This is a genomic window from Herbaspirillum frisingense (assembly GCF_047325095.1).
Classification (GTDB): Bacteria; Pseudomonadota; Gammaproteobacteria; order Burkholderiales; family Burkholderiaceae_D; genus Herbaspirillum; species Herbaspirillum frisingense.
The window spans coordinates 2941319-2959441 of sequence record NZ_CP168558.1 but is presented as its reverse complement, the minus strand read 5'-3'; the positions used below and the strand labels follow the sequence as shown (position 1 = coordinate 2959441).

The window sequence follows — 18123 nt, the reverse complement described above, 5'->3', positions numbered from 1 at the left end:
GCTGCAACAGCGCTAGCCCAGGAATTCGAACAGCGCCTGGAATGCCGGCAGGGCCACCACCAGCCGCTGCGGCTCCTGGTGCAGCGGCAGCCCCAGGGCTTGGGCCCCTGCGCTGATGCGTGAGAGGTCGCCGCCTGAAAAGCGCAGCGCCGCGAAAGCGGCCGGGCGCTGCGGCGCAAAGGCGGCCAGCCCACCAAAGCGCGCCTGCAAGCCAGCGGCATCGGCAAATTCGAGTGCGAAACCGTCTTCCCATTCCCCCAGGCGGGCATAGGCGGCCCGGGTAGCCTCGGGATCGGCATCGGTCACCAGCATGCTGGTGAGACCCTGCACGCCATTGGCATGGCCCATCCATTCAGGGCGCCACACCAGTTCCGGCGTGAAGTGATGGCAGGCGTAGACCCGTCCCGCGGCGAACTGGCCGGGAATCAGGCGTACGGTGGAAAAACGGGCATCGGTGGCAACCCCGTCCAGCAGCACCGGCCGCGAGAAGTGTTGCACCGGCTGCACCACCAGGCCCAGTGCCTGCCAGGCGTCGTGGCAGGCCGGCACGTCGGCCACGGCATAGACCAGGCCGTCGAGGCCCAGCGGGCTGTCCAGGATTTCCTGGCGCACCTTGTCGCTGTCGCGGGGCTGGCCGATCAACTCCAGGTAGCCGCCGGGGAACATCACCAGATGGTTGACCGAGCCCAGTGTGTGATAGCCGCGCGGGGTGAGCGTAAAGCCCAGCGCCTGCAGCTGGGCATGGGCAGCGTCGATGTCGTAGTGGGTATTGAGGACGAGGTGATCCAGCCGCGCGGGAATATTTTGCGCCAGCGGGAGCGTTTCGGGCAGACCTTGGGTCATAGAAGCCAATCAACAAGAATGAATCTGCCAGGAAGCGGCAGGCCGCCATTTTACGTGCGGCAAGCTGGCCTGTCATGGCAGGGGATTTGTCTCGGAAAGTGGCCGCGACGCCAAGCTTTCCGATAAGCTTGCCACGAAGCTCTACCGTAGCGGCGCAAGTGGGTGGACGTGGGCAGTCAATCGCCCCGTACAAAGGCAAGTACGAAGGCAAGTACGAAGACAGTACGATCAGGAAGGGCATTATTTTGGATCAGCAACCGGCAATGGAGGGGAATAGCCCTCTCAGCAGCGCCTATCGTCACGCCTTGCTGGAGGCTATCGATGATGGTTTTTGCATCATCGAGTTCATCGATGGGCCGCATGGCCCCTTGAGTGATTATGTTCATATCGAGGCCAACTCCGGCTATTACCGTCATACCGGCATCGAGGGCATCGTCGGCAAGCGCCTGCGTGAAATCGAGCCCGAGAATGCCCAGGTCTGGCTGGATGTGTATGGACAGGTCCTGCTGACCGGCCAGCCGCTGCGTTTCGAGCAGGAATTCAAGGCCGTCGGTCGTCATATCGAGGTCTCCGCCACGCGCGTGGGGCCGGTGGAAATGCGCCAGGTCTCGGTCCTGTTCCGGGACGTGACGGCGCGTCGCCGGACCGAGGCCGCCTTGCGCGAGAACGTCCAGCGCGTGCAACTGGCCCTGGAAGCCGGCGCCATCATCGGCACCTGGATCTGGGATATCCCCTCGGACCGCCTGAACGTCGACGAGGGCTTTGCCGTGGCCTTCGGCCTGGCGCCGGAGCGCGACCTGTCGCGCCTGTGCATCGCCGACATCATGGAAGCGGTGCACCCTGACGACCGCGAACTACTGTCGGCCCGCATCCGTGAAACCCTGGCCCGGGGCGGCACCTACGCCCACCAGTACCGCACGCGTCGACGCGATGGTCGCTACTACTGGCTGGAAGCCAACGGCCGCGTGGAATTGACCCCGGATGGCGTACCCAGCACCTTCCCCGGCGTGTTGATGGATATCGAAGGCCGGCGCGCCGTCGAAGCCGAGCGTGACCGCGCCCTGGCCGCCTTGCGCTCGCTCAATGAGACCCTGGAACAGCGCGTCCAGGAACGGACCAACGCCTTGCTGGAAGCTGAGGAGGCCCTGCGCCAGGCGCAGAAGATGGAAGCGGTGGGGCAACTGACCGGTGGCCTGGCGCACGACTTCAACAATATCCTGGCCGGCATCAGCGGCAGCCTGGAACTGATGAAGGTGCGCATGGCCCAGGGCCGCATCAGCGACATCGAACGTCACCTCAACGGCGCCCAGTCCGCCGTCAAGCGTGCTGCCGCGTTGACCCAGCGCCTGCTGGCGTTTTCGCGACGCCAGACGCTGGACCCCAAGCCCGCCGATCTCAATCGCATCGTGGCCGACATGCACGAACTGATCGGCCGCAGCGTCGGCCCGGCCATCACGGTGGAAACCATTGCCGCCGGCGGGCTCTGGCATACCTTCGTGGACGTCGGCCAACTGGAAAACGCCTTGCTCAACCTCTGCATCAATGCCCGCGACGCCATGCCGCATGGGGGCCGCCTCACCATCGAGACTGCCAACCGCTGGCTGGACGACATGGCGGCCATGCAGCGCGGTGTGACGCCGGGCCAGTATGTGTCCCTATGCGTGAGCGATACCGGCACCGGCATGTCGCCGGACGTGGTGGCGCGTGCCTTTGATCCCTTTTTCACCACCAAGCCCACGGGGCAGGGGACGGGGTTGGGCCTGTCCATGGTGTATGGTTTTGCCGGCCAGTCGGGCGGTGCGGTACGCATCTATTCCGAACTGGGCCAGGGCGCCACCCTCTGCATCTACCTGCCGCGCCACCACGGCCAGGCGGGCGAAGAAGACCTGCTCATGCCGGACGAAGCCGGCGCCACGGCAGCGCCAGGCAGCAAGACCATCCTGGTGGTGGACGATGAACCGCTGGTGCGCATGGTGACCGTGGAGGTCCTGTCCGACCTGGGCTACAGCGTGCTGGAGGCCGAAGATGGGCCGACCGCCCTGAAGCTGCTGCAAGCCTATCCGGAGCTGGACCTGCTGATCACCGACGTCGGCCTGCCCAATGGCATGAATGGCCGCCAACTGGCCGACGCCATCCGCGCGCCGCGACCGGATTTGCCGGTGCTGTTCGTGACCGGTTATGCCGAGAACGCAGTGCTCAACCACGGCCACCTGGAACGGGGCATGCAGGTATTGACCAAGCCGTTCGCAGCTGATGTGCTGGCGCGGCGGGTGCGGGAGCTGGTGGGGGAGGAAAGGTAGCTCGCGGGCCTCAGTCGAGTTCCTGAAGGCGGTGGTCAGAACGGTGGCGGCACGGCTGCTCCCGTTGGCAGCATTTCAGGCAAGGCAATCTGCATCTGGTCGCATGACGCTGGCGACGCGTGGGGACAGCCGTGACAATCGGGTCCATCGTTTTACCGGAAACCGCCATGTCCCCGACCCCCATCGTCACCCTACACCTGAGTGCTGCGTTGTGTGCCGCGGCAATCGGCCCGCTCGCCCTCTGGACCCGCCTGGGTCGCACGGTACGTCCGCGCTGGCATCGCCTCCTCGGTTATGGCTGGCTGGGCTGTATGGTCATCACCGCGCTGTCAGCGCTCTTCATCCGTTCGCATGACTTGCCCAATGTCGGCGGATTTTCGCCACTGCATCTGCTGGTGCCGTTGACCGGGGTGGGGCTCTATCGCGCCGTCACCGCAGCCAGGCGCGGAGACATCGTCCAGCATCGGCGCACCATGCAGGGCATCTATGTCGGCGCCTGTCTGGTGGCGGGGCTCTTCACATTGCTGCCCTCACGCTATCTGGGGCGACTGGTCTGGGGGCAATGGCTGGGCTGGCTGTGACCGCGCTGGCCCGTCTAGACAGCTGCGCCAAAGAATGAACCGATGGCCGCAGTGCTGGCCATGGCCAGCGAGCTCCACAGGCTGACCCGTAAGGCCCCCTTCCAGAGGTTGGCGCCCCCGGTCCGGGCCGCGACCGCGCCCAGCACCGCCAGCGACAACAGGGCAGCGATCACGATCGCCTCCAGCAGCACGCCTGCAGGGGCCAGCCATACCACGGCCAGCGGCAAGGCTGCGCCCACGGCGAAACTCAGCGCCGAGACCAGTGCTGCCTGTACCGGGCGCGCGGTGGTGGTTTCGGAGATGCCCAGCTCATCGCGTGCATGGGCGTCCAGGGCGTCGTGGGCCATCAACTGGGTCGCTACCTGGTTAGCAGTTTCCTGCTTCAGGCCACGGCGCATGTAGATCGCCATCAACTCGCGATGTTCGCCCTCGGGGTCGGTTGCCAGTTCTTCCTTCTCCTGGCTCAAGGCCGCCTTTTCGCTATCAGCCTGGGAATGCACGGAGACATATTCGCCGGTGGCCATGGACATGGCACCAGCCACCAGGCCAGCCACGCCCGTCAGCAATACGTTTTCGTGGCTGGCGTTGGCGGCCACCACGCCCACCAGCAGGCTGGCAGTGGAGACGATGCCGTCGTTGGCACCCAGGACGGCGGCACGCAGCCAGGAAATGGCATCGACCTTGTGATGTTCGAGATGGAATCTGGGCATGGCTATGCAGTAGACGAGGTGTCGGAATGGCGCAGATTCTAGGGGTGGGGCGGCGAGAATGCCATGACAATTAGCGAAAATGAGGGCAATTCGCATTTGTTGGCCGCTTGGTGAAGAAACTGACGGGCGCTGACTTCCTGCAGTCCCACGAGGATGACAGACGGGATGATGGGCCGCTCGCGGTAGTGGCCGATGCCGCTGGTTTTAGCGCTCTGCTAGTCTGAGCTGCAGGATCGCATATTCGTTTCCGCTGACACTGCAAAGGCTGCAGAGCCTGACATAGCACCATCACCAGAAGGAGAATATCATGTCCGATCGCAAGCCCAAGACTGCCATCGCAATCGTTGCCGCCATTGCGGTATTGGCGCTAATCGGTGGCGTTTCCTTGCTGGGGATGTTCCAGGCCGCCGGCCACAGTTGAACGGCAGCGACACGACGCCGCAGCAGGCCGGGTGCAAATCCGGCAGAGGGCATGAACCTCTACGTTCAGCCCTGACTGCCGTGGCGTGACCTGCTCTCCAGCCATCGGAACAGCATCATCCCCGCCAGCATCGCGACGACGAAGGCCATCCCTTTCCGTTCTCCCTCACCCAGCAGCACCAGTGCCGGGCCCGGGCAGATGCCGGCGATTCCCCAGCCGACCCCAAACAGCAGACTGCCCAGAATCAGGCGCCGGTCAATGCGGGTGGCAGCGGGCAGTTGCATCGGCTGTCCCAGCAGCGATTGCTGCATCTTGCGGGCGCGCGCGAAAGCGATCACACCGACCCCGATCGCTCCACCCATCACGAAGGCCAGCGAAGGATCCCACGCCCCCGCCAGATCAAGAAAGCCGAGTACCTTGGCCGGATCGGCCATGCCGGAAACGATCAGTCCCAGGCCGAACAGGAGGCCGGCTACCCCTGCAGCGAGCGCAGCGAGCATCTCTTTTTTATTCATCTTTGCATCCATGGATGGTGAACTCAGAATCCGGCCAGGTGGCGCAGCAGGTAGACGCTGACGAAGCCGGCGCCCATGAAGCTGGCAGTGGCGACTGCCGAACGCGGGGAAAAGCGGGATAAGCCACAGACGCCATGCCCGCTGGTGCAGCCGGCACCGTAGCGCGTGCCCACCCCCACCAGCAAGCCGGCCAGCACGACCTGCGGGTAGCCGGCATCGATGCGCACCGCGGGGAGGGCCGTGACGGCGCCATAGAGCAGCGGCGCCAGCAACAGTCCCAGCACGAACAGGACGCGCCAGCCGGTGTCGCGCGAGGGGGGCTGCAGCAGCCCGGCCACGATGCCGCTGATACCGGCAATGCGGCCAGTGAAAAGCACCAGCAGGGCGGCAGCGGCCCCGATCAGCATACCTCCCACCAGCGCCCCGCCGGGGGTAAAACTGTTCCACGCAATGTGCATGTTCATTCCTTCGGGCAGTAGAGTTGGTACATCAGTTCGAGCATCGCCAGCAGCCGTTCATCGGCCACACGGTAGTAGACGCGCTTGCCGTCGCGGCGGGTAGTGACCACGCCCTCGTTGCGTAGCACGCCCAATTGTTGCGACAGGGTGGGCTGCCGGATATCAAGCGCTTCTTCCAGTTCGCTGACGCACATCTCCTGCTGCGACAGCTGGCACATCAGCAGCAGGCGGTCTTCATTGGCAAGGACCTTTAGGGCGGTGACCGCTTCACCGGCGGCCTGACGCATCTGTTCGGCGCGTAGCGGGGTTACGTTGCTCATGCGTCTTCAATATCATAAAAGATAATATATTAATATATATAATAACAGCCGCAAACGTACAACGCAAGGATTTCAGAAAAGGGGCAGGAAAGAGAAGGGACTGCAGGCAGGAGTGTGGGCGGGGCTGCGGCAGAGGACACGCGAGGAAACAGCCGGCGGACCTGTGTTGGCGAGATCCTCGCCCGGATGATTCAGGATGCGGCGTGCAGCAGATCGATCAGCCGACAACTGGCCTGTCTGGCGGCCGCCATGGCTTCTTCGGCAAATGCAAAAGGCGCGTCCTGTCCGCAAAACTGCAGTTCGCCATTGATATAGAGATCCCAGGTCCACCCACCGACACCGGTTCTTCCGTTGCCGCCTGTAGCACCGCCGTCGGGGCTGGCCGGACATTTGAGCTCGATCCGGACCAGCTCGTTGCGATACCTGAAAAGTGCCTTTCTCATCTTCCCCGCCGCGTTTCTTATCGTGGAGCAGGTGGCTTTGACAAAGCTCATCCTGAACTGCCCCAGTGTACGCTATTACTCCAATGACAACAGTGCTATTGAGCCACATGCACGAAATGCAATCATTGCCAATACGGCAATAGCAGTCGTCTATGGATTTTCACTTGGCGGCGATACGCTTCCCTCCAGATGCGTCCGGCCCGGCGCCAAGCAGCTTGTCTAGCCATTCGTCGTGATGATGGTGGGGCGTGGTGATGGCGTAGAAGCTCTCGACCAGTTCACTGGTCTGCCCGGCCACGACCAGGGTGCCGTTGCGCAGTTCATCCTGCACCACCACTTCCGGCAGGACGGTCAGCCAGCCGCTGTCGCGGGCGATCAGTCGCAGCATGGCCATGTCGTCGACTTCGGCGCGCATGCGAGGGCGCACATCGTTGGAAATGCACAGGGCGTCGAACTGCATGCGCAGTGCGTGGCGCGGCCCGGGTAGGGCCATATCCACGCCTTCCAGATCTTGCGGGATACGCAGGCTGCGGCTTTCCCAGCGCTGCGCCGGGCCCACCACCGATACTGCCTGGCTGCCCAGGAAACGGCAGTGCAGCGGACGATCCGGGTCGGAGGGCACCGTCTCGTTGGCCAGGACCACGTCCAGCTGGTGTTGCACCAGGCGCTCCAGCAGGCCCTCCAGCAAGCCCGATTCCAGGGTCAGCGACACGCTGGCGTCCGACATGATCGGCCTCAGCCAGTTTTCCTGATAATTACGCGACAGCGTCGCCACGCTGCCCACACGCAGCCGGGTGATGCCGGCGGAGCGGCCTTCCAGGCGGCCCAGCATTTCCTGGCTCAAGCCGAAGATATTGTCGGCATAGGTGAAGACCAGTTGACCGGTATCAGTCAGGCTCAGTCGACGGCCCTCGCGGATGAAGAGATCTTCTTCCAGCTGCTTTTCCAGCTGACGAATCTGGGCTGACACCGCCGATTGCGAGGTATGGAGCTCTTCCGCCGCGCGGGTCAAATGGCCGAGCTTGGCGACTCGCCAGAAATAGCGCAGATGATGGAAATTAAGCTGTTCTAGTCGCATCGTTCTTTTTTATAGATTGATTTGTTCATATAAATGTAATTTACAGAACGATCTTTGACAAGCATCATCCCGCCATCGCACTGCATGAGGCTTCCTGTCATGACCACCATTTCCGTTCTTTCCTGCGCAGCCTGGGCGGCGCCCGGGCTGATGTTCGCCATGGCCACCCTGGCGGCCGGCACCTCGCTGCCAGCCACGCGCCTGTGGCGTTGTTACCAGGCACTCTCAGGCCTGGCGCTGTTGCTGGCATTGTTGCTGGCCGTGGCAGCCTTGTTCTTCGACCGCCATGGCGCTCCCTGGCCCGGGGTTCTGGGTACGTCCACCCTCGGTCTGGTGCTGGCGCTGCTGGTGCAGGGCCTGGGCACGGTGATCGGCAGCTTTTCGGCACGCTACCTGCAGGGGGAGGGCGGTCAGCGCCAGTACATCGCGGCCCTGTCGGTGGTGCTGATGGCCGTGCACCTCTTGCTGCTGGCGGACCACTGGCTGGTGCTCATCGTCGCCTGGGCGCTGGTCGGGCTGGCGCTGGAAAAGCTGCTGTGCTTCTACCCGGACCGGCCCTTCGCCCGCCTGGCGGCGTACAAGAAACGCATCGCCGACCGCCTGGCCGATGTGCTGCTGGTCGCAGCGGCCGGCCTGGCGTGGTCGGCAGTCGGCAGCGCTTCGTTGCCGGCGCTTTGGTCTCACCTGGCTAACCTGGCTCACGTGGAGCAACATGGCATGTCCCCGGGCCTGCAACTGAGCGCACTCTGCCTGGTGCTGGCGGTGATCCTGCGCACCGCCTTGCTGCCGGTGCATGGCTGGCTGATCCAGGTGATGGAGGCGCCCACGCCGGTCTCGGCCCTGCTGCATGCAGGCGTGGTCAACCTCGGCGGTTTCGTGCTGGTGCGCTTTGCACCGCTGCTGGAGCAGGCCGTGGCCGCGCGCAGCGTGCTGCTGGTGGTCAGTGGCGGCACGGTGCTGCTGGCCGGGCTGGTCATGCTCACACGCATCAGCATCAAGGTGAAGCTGGCGTGGTCCACCGTGGCGCAGATGGGTTTCATGCTGCTCGAATGCGCTGCCGGCCTGTACATGTTTGCGGCCCTGCATCTGATCGGTCATTCACTGTACAAGGCGCATGCCTTCCTGTCCGCGTCGTCGGTGGTGCGGGACACCCGGCTGCAAGCCCTGCATGCGCCGGCCCTGCCATCCACGGCCAGCGTGGTCGGAGCACCACTGCTCAGCGCTGCGTTGGTCGTGGCCCTGCAAAGCGTCAGTCCCCATGCGGCCTGGCCGTGGTGGTGGAGCGGGGTGCTGGCCCTGGCCTGGGCACCCTTGTTGTGGCTGCCGCAGCGGCCGGAAGGGTCACGCCTGCGCAGCGTCGGCCTGGGGCTGGGTGGCGCCGCCGGCCTGACGCTGGCCGCTCTCGTGGCGCACCTGTTGCCGCTGCAGATCGTCGATTTCCCCCGCACCGGCTACGGTGTGCTGGCACTGCTGACCATGCTGGCCCTGTATGTCTGCATGGGCTTGCTGCAGCTTCGCCCGCAAGCCATGGCGGCATGGCGTCGCCGCAGTTACGCCGGCTTCTACCTGGATGAGGCCTACACCCGCCTGGCCCTGACCCTGTGGCCATCCGACTGGGCGCCCAAAGCGCGCCGGGCGGCCGCAAATCAGGGTACAACGCAGACCGCGCCCAGCTTGCTGGGCGATGCCCGGCATTGAGCCAGCCAGATCCGGATCACAAGGAGAACACCCATGAATGCCTTCCATCAGAATGCCCAGGCAGCGCTGGCCAGCGCGCCGGTGCAGGCACAGGCCTGGACCGGGCAACAGGACCGCCTGCTCGAACAAGCCTGCCAGGACGCCTGCGGCGCCATTGCCCCGGCCTGGCCACTGGATCGCGCCATTGCCGTCAATCCCCACTGGACCCGCGTGGGTATGCCGCTGCGCCAGGTTGCTGCGCGCATGCTGCTGCTGGGCGGGATCCAGGTCTTCCCGCCGCAGGAGCAGTTGCGCCAGGCCTGGGAGCAGGGCCGCGTCACCCGCGACGACTTGCGCTATGCGCTGCAACAGTCGCAGGAAGCGGCCGACCGTGGCATCGACGAGGCCCATTGCCTGGCGATGCTGACCTCGCCCACCCAGGTGCAGCGGCTGCCCTTGCTGATCGACGTCCTGGACAACGATCCGCAGCGCCATACCCGGCTATCCTGGCGGCAGGCCATCACGCACCAGGTCAGCCAGACCTGTGCCGCCTATTTCGACCGTCACCAGGCCGATTGGCAGCCGCAGCGCGGCATGGGCCTCTACGCCTTCTGGCGCGAGACGCTGGAGCATGACCACGGCATCGGCCTGTTGATGGGCCTGCCACACATCGCCGATGGGATCCGCGCCTTGCCGGCCAGCGCCCATGAGGCCGAGCGCTGGGTCATGCAGCACCTGGGCCTGCCCAGCGAAGTCTGGGCTGATTATCTGGAAGCAGTGCTGCTGACGGTCAATGGCTGGGCCTCCTGGTGCGCCTATCTAGGCTGGCAGGCGCGCCTGGAACAGGGCGAGGACCAGCACCTGCGCGAACTGCTGGCCATCCGCATGGCCTGGGGCGCCTTGCTGCTGGAGTGCAAGGACGATGCCGCCGCCGGTCACGCTTTCCACACCGTCCAGCAGGCCTGGGCGCGGTCGCCGGAACGGTTGCAACAGGCGCAGCACGATCTGCTGGTGGACGAACTCTGGCAGGTGGCCCTGGAGGCCGGCTATCAGCGCCGTCTGGCGCAGCAACTGCAGCGCCACGGCGAGCCCACCGCGAGCGCTGCGCCTACCATCGAGGTGCAAGCCGCCTTCTGCATCGACGTGCGCAGCGAGCCCTTGCGCCGCGCCCTGGAGAGCGTGCATCCCGGCATGCAGACCCTGGGCTTTGCCGGTTTCTTCGGCCTGCCGGTGGCCTATACCCCGCTGGCCAGCGAAGCCAGTCGACCGCAATTGCCTGGCCTGCTGGCACCGGCCTACCAGGTGCGCGACGCCATCCAGCCAGCCGGTGCCGCCCGGCCCAGCAGCGTGCTGACCGACGCCGTGGGCCGCAGCCGGCGCCAGACCCTGGCCACCCAGGAACAGTGGCAGGGCAATACCCGCTGGCCGGGGTCGGCGTTTTCCTTCGTCGAGGTGGCCGGCGTGACGGCGCTGGGGGCTTGTGGAAGTGGTTGCGCCCCGGACAGGCCGAACGCGCGCGGGACGACCTGCACGGCTTGCCGAGCCGGTACCGCCAGCTCTGCCGTCCGCAATTGAACGCCATCTCGCTTCCCGACAAGATCACCCTGGCCGCGCGGGTGCTGCACGCCATGGGACTGGATCGGCAGATCGCGCCGCTGGTGCTGCTGGTGGGCCATGGCAGCCAGTCGGCCAACAATGCGCATGCGGCCGCCCTGGATTGTGGCGCCTGCTGCGGCCAGACCGGCGAGGTCAATGCCCGTACGCTGGCACAGCTACTCAATGAGATCGAGGTGCGGCGCGGCCTGCTGGAGCGGGGGATCCTCATTCCCGAGGACAGCCGCTTCCTGGCCCTCCTGCACAACACCACCACCGACGAGGTGGAGGCCTTCGATCTGGACCTCTTGCCGACGAACGCCCGCCAGCGCTGGGATGCCTTGCAACCGACCCTGGCCGAGGCCGGCGATCGGGTGCGCCGTGAACGCGCCGGCCGGCTCGGCCTGCAGGACAGGCTGACGCCGCCAGCCCTGTTGAAGGCATTGCGCCGGCGCGCCAATGACGGTGCCGAGACCCGCCCGGAATGGGGGCTCACCGGCAATGCCGCCTTTCTGATTGCGCCCCGCGCGCGCAGCCGTGGGCTGGATCTGGGCGGTCGCTGCTTCCTGCACGATTACGACGCCAGTCAGGACGCCGACGGCAGCGTGCTGGAACTGCTGATGACCGCACCCATGCTGGTGACCCACTGGATCAACTGGCAGTACCACGCGTCCACCAGCGACCCGGTGCGGCTGGGCAGCGGCAACAAGCTGCTGCACAACGTGGTGGGCGGCACCATTGGCGTATTCGAAGGCAATGGCGGCGATCTGCGCATCGGGTTGTCGCGCCAGTCACTGCATGACGGCCAGCAGTGGGTGCATGAGCCCTTGCGGCTGACGGTAGTGGTGGACGCCCCGCAGGCAGCCATCGACGACATCGTCTCCCGCCATGCCATCGTGCGGCAGCTGCTGCAGCATGGATGGCTGCACCTGTGGCGCTTTGCCGGCAGTGGCCTGGTGCAGTGGAAGCAGGGCGGCTGGCAGGGTCTGGCTCTTTGAAAACCCCGGGACGTCCGGTATTTGAGGTAGCATGATCGCCGTTTTGCCTACCCTGATCGCCGGAGAACCCATGAAACCCACCCAGCCCGCCCTCGGCCCCTTGCCCGGCCCTGGCCTGTCGCACCGGTCGCGCCGGTCGATTGGCCAGGCGCGGCAGCGCGCGCCGTGGCACTACCTTGCCATGTTGTGCCTGGGGCTGGCGCTATCGGGCTGTGCCACCGAAGCCTATCGCGCCACCGAAAGCCAGTGTGCACCGGCGGCTTACGCGCAATACCCGGTGATCAACCAGACCCGCATGGAAATGCGTACCCGCCCCATCCAGGTGCCGACCGGGCAGACCCGCTGCAGCTCAGTCACCAACGGCAACCGTACCGATACTGTCTGCCAGGACATCACCCGCACCGAGTACCAGCAATACCCGGTCTACGTCACGGTCGACATCAACGAATACGGCCGCGACCAGGTCATCGCCGCCTGTGCCCGCAGCCAGTGCCTGCGCACGCACGGAAATCCGGACTGCAAATAGACTGAGAGACTGATTGGCTGAGGATGGAGCCGTTCAGACCGCGTCCAGCGGAATCTTCAGGTAGCGCACGCCGTTGTCCTCAGGCGGCGGCAACTGGCCGGCGCGCATGTTCACTTGCACCGAAGGCAGCAGCAATACCGGCATACCCAGGGTGGCATCACGGGCGCTGCGCATGGTGACGAATTCTTCTTCGCTTATACCGTCACGCACATGAATGTTGTTCTGGCGCTCCTCGGCGACGGTGGTCTCGAATTGCAGGGCACGGCCATTGGGCTGGTAGTCGTGGCACAGATAGATCCGGGTGTGCGCCGGCAGACTCAAAACCTCATGGATGGAGCGGAACAGGGTGCGCGCATTCCCGCCAGGGAAGTCGCAGCGGGCGGTGCCGTAGTCGGGCATGAACAGGGTATCGCCGACGAAGGCCGCGACCTCGCCGGCTTCTTCCACGACATAGGTGATACAGGCCGGCGTATGGCCCGGTGTATGCATCACGCGGGCATGAAGCTCACCGATCTGGAACCGTTCGCCATCGGCAAACAGGTGATCGAACTGGCTACCGTCCCGAGCAAAGTCACCACCCGCATTGAACAACTTGCCGAACACACCCTGCACCTGGCGGATGTGTTCGCCGATGGCGATACTCCCGCCCAGCTTGCGCTTGAGATAGGGAGCCGCCGACAGGTGGTCGGCGTGGGCGTGTGTTTCCAGGATCCACTGGACCGAGGCGCCCAGTTCCCCCACGCGCCGGATCAGCAGATCGGCGCTGGCCGTCGCGGTGCGACCAGACTTGGGGTCGTAATCCAGCACGCTGTCCAGCAGTGCGCATTGTCCGGTGGAGCGATCCAGCACGATATAGCTGACGGTACTGGTGGCGGGGTCGAAATGCCCTTCGATGTGGAGCTTGGTCATGTGGATTCCTTCCATGTCGGTGAGCACCCTCTATCAAGATGCATGCCAGCCAATGTTTTCCAAAGACGCCAGTTTGCCACTGTCGGCATGCTTGCGGCAGCGCGTTGCGTCAAAATGCCGGCCTTAACTGTCTGGCGCATCGATTGCGGGTGAAGGCAAAGGCTTGGGCGGCAGCAAGCGCTCCAGCATGTCGCGGTGATAGGGGTCATGCGAATCCACGTAGCGCGAGGCCGAGCTGATGTTCTTCCAACCGACATATTCCATCAGTGCGCGCAGCTCCCATCCATTGGCGCTGGCCCAGCTGGCAAAGCCGCGGCGCAAGGAGTGCGCGCTGTACAGATGAACATCGGCAATGCCGGCCGCGCCCAGAATGCGTCGGAGCAGAGGAATGATGCTGGCGGCATGGATGGCGTCCTCGCTGATGCGGCCCCAGCGATCGATGCCGCGCAATACCGGACCGCTGCGCACGCCGCTCACCGCCAGCCAGTCAAGATAGGCCGCCACCGGGCAAAGCCGCGACAGCGCCGGCGTCAGATAGGTGCTGCCCTTGAGACTGCGGTCGGTCTTGGTGCGCGGCAGCTGGATGCGCATGCCCTGGCCGGCCACCGCCTCGATGCGCTCCACTTCCAGGCGTGCCAGTTCATCACTCCGAAAGCCCCGCCAGAAACCGATCAGCAACAAGGCCTTGTCGCGTGCATGCCGTAGCAGATCGGCAGAGCGGCCCTGCTGGCGAGCGAGGTCCTGTTGCTGCTCCAGCCAGCCCACGGCCTGCTCCAGCGCATCCAGTTGCAGCGGGCGGGCACGCCTTTCCTGGGCGGGATGCACTTCCTGGATGCCGCGCAGCATCTTGCGGACCACCGGCGCCTTGGTCGGGTCTGGAAAGCCCTGGTCGATGTGCCACTGGCCCAGCGCGGAGACCCGCTGCTTGAGCGTGTTGTGCGCCAGCACGCCGGCATAGCGGGCCAGGTAACGCAGAATCCCGTCCGCCGTGGCCGGCAGGAAGCCACCCCATTCCTCCTCGAAGTGCTTCACGGCGGCACGGTAGCTGCGACGGGTGTTCTCGCGGGTGGCGGCGTGCAGGTAGTCGTCAATGGCAATCATGGCGAGTCGCGCGCATCAGGCGCAAAAGAGGAAGAGCAGGGCTGAAAAGCGGCATTTTAGCCGATGGGAACAGATAATCATCTAATATCGAATCTCAATATTAAGATTATATTTGGCGAGATCTCTTCATTTGTATTACGTAATTACGTATTATGTAATACATCATCAAATAACAGGATGCGATCATGGCCCGGACCGGCTTGTACAAATCGGAAGTGAAGAAAGCCCGCGACAGCCTGCTGGCGCTGGGACGGCACCCCTCCGTGGATGCGGTACGCGTGGAGTTGGGTAATACCGGGTCCAAGACCACCATCCACAAATATCTGAAGGAACTGGAAGAAGAGGAGGGCATCGGACAGCAGCCTCGCAGCATCAGCGCGGCCCTGCAGGAGATGGTGGAGCGCCTGGCGTCCCAGCTGCAGGCCGAGGCCGATGAGCGCGTGATTGCCGCCAGGGAAGAGGTGAGGGCAGTCACGGCCCGGATGGAGCAGGCCCTGGCCGAGGCCAACGCGGCCAATGCGGATTTGTCGACCCGGCTGGACCTGGCCGGAAAAGCCCTGATCGCTGCCCGTGCCGCCCACGAAAGCAGCCGGGAGGAATGCCAGCAACAGGCCGTTGCCCTGCGCGCACTGGAGGTGCGCACCACCGCCTTGCAGGAACGCCTGGAGGAAAACGAACAGCATCGGCTCTCCCTCGAAGACAAGCACCAGCACGCCCGCGCTGCCCTGGACCACTACCGAAGCGCCTCCAAGGAACAGCGCGAGCAGGATCAGCGGCAGCATGAGCAGCAACTCCAGACGGTGCAGGCCGAACTGCGTCAACTGCGCCAGGAGCTTATCGTCAAGCAGACGGAAATCACCCGCGTCAACCAGGAAGGGGTGCGCCTGGTGGCCGACCTCTCGCATGCGCGGCAAGCCCTGGTGGAGCAACAGGCACTGGCGGATCGGCGCGAGCAGCAGCTGGAATCGCTGCAGCAGGTGGCGGCCGGCAAGCTTGTGCTGGAGGCGCAACTGGCCGACAGGAATGCAGCACTGGCAAGCCTGCAGGCCAGCCGGGCCCAGACCGAGGAAGCCCTGGCCGGCGCCCGCAAGCAATTACAGGAGACAGAAATAGAACTGGCGGCCGCCCGCGCCAGGCTGGAAACCCACGAAGCGCTGACGCTCGCATGGCACCAGCAGAGAAATCATGAAGGAGAGGGTGGTCAGCAGGCGCCGTCTTCGGGACCAGAAGATGCCGGCTTGAACCGGTGACCGGCAGCGTCGAGCCGGTTGCGTCGTTAGCCGTTTCAAAGACCGCCATGCGGCGGATCAACAGCCCCTAACGGCCCCTAAGCCCCTAAGGCGTGATCTTCCGCTTGCGCTGGGACTGACGAACGCTTCCGCCGGGTTCATGACGGCCAGCCGGTGCGATATCGGCCAGTTCCAGTTGTGCCGCAATGAAATCCACGAAAGCCCGGATCCGGTTGGACATCTGATGACGTTGGGAGTAGACGGCATAGATATCGGCATTGGGTGACTGCCAGCCGGGCAGGACCCGAACCTGCCGCCCGTCTTCCAGGTAGCCCCGTACATCCCATTCCGCCCGCAGCAGGATTCCATGCCCTTCCAGAGCCCATTTCACCGCGATCTCGCCATCGTTGGTAGTCAGGTTGCCACGAATCTTCACTGCCTCCGTCTTGGAAGAGGCGCCGCTTCCGGCGGTGAGCCGCCATAGCCCGTAGGCTTCGTCCCCTTGCCGGATTCCCACGCAGTTGTGCTTGGTCAGGTCGTGTGGCGTGACGGGCATGCCGCGTCGTGCCAGGTATTGGGGCGCGGCACACAGCAGCCTTGCGTTCGGCGCCAGACGCCTGGCCACGACCCGCGTATCAGGCGGCTCGCCGAAGCGGATGCAGACATCGAAGCTGTCGTCGGTCAACGGCGGGGGCATCACGGATAGCTGCAGCTGCACCGCGACCTGCGGATACTCGGCGACGAATTTCGAGATCACCGGCGCCACATGGCTGCGTCCGAAACCCAGGGTGGCATTGACACGCAGCAAGCCCTCCGGACGCCGCTTGGAACTCCCCAGCAGTTCGGACAGTTCGTCGATTTCATCCAGGATCCGACGGGCGTGTTCCAGATAAAGCTCCCCCTCCGGGGTGAGGGTCATGCGGCGGGTGGTCCGGTTGACCAGCGGCACGCCGGCGCGGCTCTCCATCTGGCTCAGGTGCTTGCTCACTGCTGCCGTCGTCAGGCCCAGCTCGCGAGCCGCCGCCGACAGGCTGCCGGCCATCGCCAGCACCGAGAAGAAGCGTAAATCCAAAGGAAGAACCACGTCTTGCATACGCGATTGTTAAATTGAAGTTAAGGATGCTTTGAGTTTAGCACCGGTTTTGTAGAGCGAACGCCAGTAGAGTGCCACTCACCAAAACATTTTATGAAAGGCCGGAGACATGAAGACTTATCGCATCGCAACCATTCCGGGTGACGGCATCGGCAAGGAAGTCGTACCAGCGGGTCGCCAGGTGCTGGAGGCGCTGGCCGCCACCAGCAGCACATTCAAGTTCGACTTCGAGGACTTCGACTGGGGTGGCGACTACTACCGCAAGACCGGCGCCATGATGCCGGCCGACGGGCTGGACGCGCTGCGCGACAAGGATGCCATCCTGTTCGGCTCGGCCGGCGACCCGCACATTGCCGACCACATCACCCTGTGGGGCCTGCGCCTGAAGATCTGCCAGGGCTTCGATCAATACGCCAACGTGCGCCCGACCCGCATCCTGCCGGGTATCGACGCGCCCCTGAAGCGTTGCAAGGCAGAAGACCTGAACTGGGTCATCGTCCGCGAAAACTCGGAAGGCGAATATGCCGGCGTGGGCGGCCGTGTTCACCAGGGCCATCCGATCGAGGCCGCCACCGACGTGTCGATGATGACCCGTGCCGGCGTCGAGCGCATCATGCGTTTCGCCTTCAAGCTGGCGCAGTCGCGCCCCCGCAAGCTGCTGACCGTCATCACCAAGAGCAATGCCCAGCGCCATGCGATGGTGATGTGGGATGAAATCGCGGTGCAGATTGCCGAGGAATTCCCGGATGTGAAGTGGGACAAGGAACTGGTCGATGCCGCCACCGCACGCATGGTCAACCGTCCTGCCACGCTGGACACCATCGTGGCCACCAACCTGCACGCCGACATCCTGTCTGATCTGGCCGCCGCGCTGGCCGGCAGCCTGGGCATCGCCCCCACCGGCAACATCGATCCGGAGCGCCGCTATCCCTCGATGTTCGAGCCCATCCACGGTTCGGCCTTCGACATCATGGGCCGTGGCCTGGCCAACCCGGTGGGCACCTTCTGGTCGGTCGTAATGATGCTGGAACACCTGGGCGAGCACGAAGCGGCGGAACAGGTCATGCAGGCCGTGGAAGCCGTGACCGCCGACCCGTCGCTGCATACCGGCGACCTGGGGGGCAAGGCCACCACGGCGCAGGTCACTGCAGCCGTCTGCGCCTTCGTCAGCAAGGCGGCGCACACCCGGAAGGCGGCGTAAGCCATTCTTCAGCGGTCCAAACGGACCGCCTCTGCCGACAAGCGTGCTCCCTCCCGGCCCCGGTTTCGGGTGCCGGAGGGGCTGCCTCGCGCTAAAAAAAATCGAAGACAGGCACATCAAGCCTGCC

At 64.6% G+C, this 18123-nt stretch carries 16 protein-coding genes and 1 pseudogene; 7 read left to right on the top strand and 10 right to left on the bottom strand.

What is annotated here, in order from left to right:
• Window positions 1-12 precede the first annotated feature (12 nt).
• Complete coding sequence (locus ACEOAC_RS13660; protein WP_413628396.1) at window positions 13-843, bottom strand: VOC family protein; 831 nt, start codon at window positions 841-843, stop codon at window positions 13-15.
• A gap of 263 nt (window positions 844-1106) precedes the next feature.
• On the opposite strand from ACEOAC_RS13660, the gene ACEOAC_RS13655 reads away from it, so the two are divergent.
• Entirely contained in the window at window positions 1107-3143 is a 2037-nt protein-coding gene (locus ACEOAC_RS13655) for a hybrid sensor histidine kinase/response regulator (RefSeq protein WP_241812284.1), read from the top strand.
• 167 nt (window positions 3144-3310) lie between these two features.
• Entirely contained in the window at window positions 3311-3724 is a 414-nt protein-coding gene (locus ACEOAC_RS13650; RefSeq protein WP_241812285.1) for a DUF2306 domain-containing protein, read from the top strand.
• Between the two features lie 14 nt (window positions 3725-3738).
• Here the strand turns inward: ACEOAC_RS13650 and ACEOAC_RS13645 are convergent, their stop codons facing one another.
• The 6 genes from ACEOAC_RS13645 to ACEOAC_RS13620 form a co-directional block, all read right to left on the bottom strand.
• On the bottom strand, window positions 3739-4434 hold the full coding sequence (locus tag ACEOAC_RS13645; protein WP_006464833.1) for a VIT family protein: 696 nt from the start codon (window positions 4432-4434) through the stop codon (window positions 3739-3741).
• 486 nt (window positions 4435-4920) lie between these two features.
• Complete coding sequence (locus tag ACEOAC_RS13640; RefSeq protein ID WP_413445356.1) at window positions 4921-5382, bottom strand: DUF6691 family protein; 462 nt, start codon at window positions 5380-5382, stop codon at window positions 4921-4923.
• Window positions 5383-5393: 11 nt separating this feature from the next.
• Complete coding sequence (locus ACEOAC_RS13635; RefSeq protein ID WP_006464831.1) at window positions 5394-5828, bottom strand: YeeE/YedE family protein; 435 nt, start codon at window positions 5826-5828, stop codon at window positions 5394-5396.
• Between the two features lie 2 nt (window positions 5829-5830).
• Window positions 5831-6148, bottom strand: coding sequence for an ArsR/SmtB family transcription factor (locus ACEOAC_RS13630; RefSeq protein ID WP_006464830.1), 318 nt, complete (start codon window positions 6146-6148; stop codon window positions 5831-5833).
• Window positions 6149-6339: 191 nt separating this feature from the next.
• Entirely contained in the window at window positions 6340-6642 is a 303-nt protein-coding gene (locus ACEOAC_RS13625; protein ID WP_234296667.1) for a hypothetical protein, read from the bottom strand.
• A 109-nt stretch (window positions 6643-6751) separates the two neighbouring features.
• Window positions 6752-7669, bottom strand: coding sequence for a LysR family transcriptional regulator (locus ACEOAC_RS13620; protein ID WP_006464828.1), 918 nt, complete (start codon window positions 7667-7669; stop codon window positions 6752-6754).
• A gap of 99 nt (window positions 7670-7768) precedes the next feature.
• On the opposite strand from ACEOAC_RS13620, the gene ACEOAC_RS13615 reads away from it, so the two are divergent.
• From ACEOAC_RS13615 to ACEOAC_RS13605, 3 genes and pseudogenes are all read left to right on the top strand, one after another.
• Complete coding sequence (locus ACEOAC_RS13615) at window positions 7769-9367, top strand: NADH-quinone oxidoreductase subunit L (RefSeq protein WP_413628395.1); 1599 nt, start codon at window positions 7769-7771, stop codon at window positions 9365-9367.
• Window positions 9368-9400: 33 nt separating this feature from the next.
• A pseudogene (locus ACEOAC_RS13610) lies at window positions 9401-11937 on the top strand (YbcC family protein).
• Between the two features lie 70 nt (window positions 11938-12007).
• Window positions 12008-12463, top strand: a complete 456-nt coding sequence (locus tag ACEOAC_RS13605; protein WP_413628394.1) for a hypothetical protein — start codon at window positions 12008-12010, stop codon at window positions 12461-12463.
• A 33-nt stretch (window positions 12464-12496) separates the two neighbouring features.
• Here ACEOAC_RS13605 and ACEOAC_RS13600 read toward each other — a convergent pair whose 3' ends face one another.
• Both ACEOAC_RS13600 and ACEOAC_RS13595 read right to left on the bottom strand, forming a co-directional pair.
• Entirely contained in the window at window positions 12497-13372 is an 876-nt protein-coding gene (locus ACEOAC_RS13600) for an MBL fold metallo-hydrolase (RefSeq protein ID WP_241812291.1), read from the bottom strand.
• Window positions 13373-13495: 123 nt separating this feature from the next.
• Window positions 13496-14473 (bottom strand): site-specific integrase, encoded by a 978-nt coding sequence (locus ACEOAC_RS13595; RefSeq protein WP_413444635.1) that lies wholly within the window; start codon window positions 14471-14473, stop codon window positions 13496-13498.
• A gap of 185 nt (window positions 14474-14658) precedes the next feature.
• Between ACEOAC_RS13595 and ACEOAC_RS13590 the strand changes: the two genes are divergently transcribed.
• Window positions 14659-15723, top strand: coding sequence for a DNA-binding protein (locus ACEOAC_RS13590; RefSeq protein WP_413444634.1), 1065 nt, complete (start codon window positions 14659-14661; stop codon window positions 15721-15723).
• Window positions 15724-15808: 85 nt separating this feature from the next.
• Here the strand turns inward: ACEOAC_RS13590 and ACEOAC_RS13585 are convergent, their stop codons facing one another.
• A complete protein-coding gene (locus tag ACEOAC_RS13585; RefSeq protein WP_413444633.1) occupies window positions 15809-16795 on the bottom strand; it encodes a LysR family transcriptional regulator in 987 nt (328 codons plus the stop codon).
• A gap of 109 nt (window positions 16796-16904) precedes the next feature.
• Here ACEOAC_RS13585 and ACEOAC_RS13580 point away from each other — a divergent pair, with 109 nt between their 5' ends.
• Window positions 16905-17996 carry a tartrate dehydrogenase gene (locus ACEOAC_RS13580; protein ID WP_413444632.1) on the top strand — a complete coding sequence of 364 codons (1092 nt, stop codon included), beginning with the start codon at window positions 16905-16907 and terminating at the stop codon, window positions 17994-17996.
• The last annotated feature ends 127 nt before the right edge of the window (window positions 17997-18123 follow it).